Source organism: Snuella lapsa, from assembly GCF_039539345.1.
GTDB classification, from domain to species: Bacteria; Bacteroidota; Bacteroidia; order Flavobacteriales; family Flavobacteriaceae; genus Snuella; species Snuella lapsa.
The window spans coordinates 1-2,999 of the sequence record NZ_BAABCY010000037.1; the positions used below are offsets into that span (position 1 = coordinate 1).

The window sequence follows — 2,999 nt, forward strand, 5'->3', positions numbered from 1 at the left end:
TTGTTTTTTGCCTTGCATATACTAAAATACGAAATTTCTTTCTTATATTCGAGTTGTGCAACAGGCACAAAGGCTATACTTAATGCGGGTTTTGGTGCTGAATTGGGAGTAAATGAATATTAATAAACATATGGCTATGCCGAAAATAAAGTGCTCTTAATCCCGCACTAAGCATAGCCAAACCGTTAGCGGTTATTAAACAGTACCAGACAGACCAAATTACACGATGATTGAAATAGTAAAAAAAGAAAAACTTCTATTATTAAAATACTATTCAGATTATGGAGCACCAGACTGGATTGATCGTCGTCTTGATAGTAAAAAACCATTCAAAATCAAGGGCGTTTTTCTGGTTCAGGAAGCTAATTTTCATGAGAAAGTTATTGAGGATTTTGAAGACCCTGAATACTTTTTTGTTATCGGAAATCTGATAGAGAACTATTACAAATTAGATAAGAGCGTTTTTGGAATAAAAAACGAATTCTATTTTGCAAAAGAGTTAGATTTTAGAGAAGATTTTTTTGTAGCAAAAGAAAAAGTATCCCTTATTCGGACAATTGATTCTAATATTAATGAATCTATTTACATTGGAGGTAAAAATGAGACTGTTTTACCTTTTGGTGAATTTAGAAACCTTATAAAATCTTTCCCGACGACACATGAGATTAAACTTTACAGGTCAGCAAAAATCACCTCGATAATAAGCAACTATTTTGATTCTGTTAAGGATAAAGAAACTCAGTACAAGACTTATGTAAATGCAAAAACTATTAAAATAGAAAGTAATTTAAAATCTTCTTTCAAGGATTCTGAAATATTAAAGTATAGTACTTTGTTGGATAAATTAAGAACTATGCTTAATAACGAAATTAAATATTCAGAAGACCAGTGGCAATCAGAAATATTGCAGTTAGTACTATTAATATATCCAAAATATATACAAGCAATTAGAGAACTTAAATTCAAGGATGTTTATAGCGGTAAAATTCGCAGACTCGATTTTGGATTGATTGATTTTATGGGAAATTTGGATATAATGGAGATTAAAATTCCATTTGAAAAAAGCATTGTTTCGCAGTCACAATACAGAGACAATCATATACCAAATAGAGATTTGTCAGGAGCAGTAATGCAAATAGAGAAATATATTTTCTATCTAAACAAAATTGGCAAACAAGGGGAATTTGACTTAAACAAAAAATATAAGTCTAAACTACCAAATGATTTAGAAATAAAAATTGTTAATCCATCTGCAATTATCATTATGGGAAGGGATAATCAATTGAGCAAACCGCAACTTGATGATTTTGAAATTATAAAAAGGAAATATAAAAACGTTATTGATATTTTTACATATGATGAACTATTAAGACGACTTGATATTTTGATTAAACAATTGAAAATCATATAATAACAATCGCTAACAATGTATATACAAAATAGGCGAATTAGTAGTAAATTCAACGGTTGTAGCCCGCTTCAACTTCTCAACGGTTTGATAAGTTTGAAGCCCGCAATCGCCTACTTTGCATATACTCAACGTTACCTGCTATTACAAACCGTCACACCAAAACAGACAATGGGACTATTTGACAAAATATTTGGAACAAATGACAAAATAAGAGTTCAGTTCATTGACAACTTCAATGGACAGACAATTGGAGTTTCAGAAATGACGGCAAACCAATTACCTGAAACATTTTCGGTGGAGACAACAATGCACATTCAAGACAATGATTGGAATGTTGAAGAAGCTATACCTGTAAACTCCGCTGACTTCGTCAAAACAAAAAGCCTTATTTTGAAAATGAGAAAAGTTGAGAAAATGAACCCAAACGACATTTGGTTCACCACACCGACAATTTCAAACGAATTTCCTCAAACAACAACAAAGACAACTGAAACTGAATTTGATATTTTTATTCACGAAGACGATTACAGGCAGAAAGAGTTTTTAAACATGAGTTCTTTATCACAAGTTCAAGAAGAGTTCAATGACATTAAGGAAATTTGGACAAATCACAGCAAAAAGAGTGAAGACTACACTTTGTTCAAAAATTGCCACGTTAGAAAAATTATTGGTTCTCCAAATTTGAGAATAAACTTCAAAGAACTGCAAACACTTTTGAAATGCCATTCTGTTGGACAAGTTATAATCAATGGAGAAGTTCTTGTAAATGGCTTTGCTTTTAAGACAAACAACACTACTTATTTTGGAGCCCTTCTTGACGAAACAGTAATTGAGCTTTGTATTGCTCAATGGAACGACAACACGAAAAACGAAATTTTAAAAATTAATAAAACATTCAATTTGCTATTTGTAAATTGGTATCACTGCGACTTAATAGAAAATGATTAGCGACAAGCAACTAACACATATAAGCAAGTTTTTAAGTTTGGTATTGCGACACCAACCTGAAACAATCGACATTCAACTTAACCAAAATGGCTGGACTGATGTCAATGAACTAATTGAAAAAGCAAACGACTACGGAATAAAATTTGACAGAGAAATACTAAATCATATTGTTGCGACAAATACGAAAAAAAGATTTTCTTTTAATGACACATTTGACAAAATCAGAGCAAGCCAAGGACACTCAATAGAAATTGAATTAGGTTACATAAATCAAAAGCCACCAGAGATACTATTTCATGGAACTGGAAAAAAATCAGTTCAATCAATTTTAGAGTCAGGACTTGAAAAGCGAGGCAGACAACATGTTCATTTGAGTAGCGACATTGAAACAGCAATCAAAGTTGGACAACGACATGGAGAACCTATAGTGTTTAAGGTACTTGCAGAAGAAATGTATAGCGACAATTTTCAATTTTACATTTCTGACAATGGCGTTTGGTTGACTGACAATGTGCCGACAAAATATTTGAAACAGAATGACGAGTGAAAGAGTAACAGCAGGTAACAAAAGTAGCCGTTGCGCAAGCCCTTAATTTTCTAAAAACAAGACACAAATAAGCCCTTTTAAGGGCTTTTATTT

The 2,999-nt window shown here is 32.0% G+C and carries 3 protein-coding genes; all 3 read left to right on the forward strand.

The window, feature by feature from the left end; all coding sequences use genetic code 11:
* Positions 1-226: 226 nt before the first annotated feature.
* The 3 genes from ABD792_RS08315 to ABD792_RS08325 all read left to right on the forward strand — a co-directional run bounded on the left by ABD792_RS08315 (position 227) and on the right by ABD792_RS08325 (position 2,906).
* Entirely contained in the window at positions 227-1,411 is a 1,185-nt protein-coding gene (locus tag ABD792_RS08315; protein WP_345005433.1) for a Shedu immune nuclease family protein, read from the forward strand.
* 168 nt (positions 1,412-1,579) lie between these two features.
* Positions 1,580-2,359, forward strand: a complete 780-nt coding sequence (locus tag ABD792_RS08320; RefSeq protein WP_345005435.1) for a hypothetical protein — start codon at positions 1,580-1,582, stop codon at positions 2,357-2,359.
* Positions 2,352-2,906, forward strand: coding sequence for an RNA 2'-phosphotransferase (locus tag ABD792_RS08325; RefSeq protein WP_345005436.1), 555 nt, complete (start codon positions 2,352-2,354; stop codon positions 2,904-2,906). The genes ABD792_RS08320 and ABD792_RS08325 overlap by 8 nt, the downstream gene beginning before the upstream one ends.
* Positions 2,907-2,999 lie beyond the last annotated feature (93 nt).

What these genes read in the sequence shown, in the direction of transcription:
- ABD792_RS08315 (WP_345005433.1), top strand. Translation starts at nt 227, where the DNA reads ATGATTGAAATAGTAAAAAAAGAAAAACTTCTATTATTAAAATACTAT.
- ABD792_RS08320 (WP_345005435.1), top strand. Translation starts at nt 1,580, where the DNA reads ATGGGACTATTTGACAAAATATTTGGAACAAATGACAAAATAAGAGTT.
- ABD792_RS08325 (WP_345005436.1), top strand. Translation starts at nt 2,352, where the DNA reads ATGATTAGCGACAAGCAACTAACACATATAAGCAAGTTTTTAAGTTTG.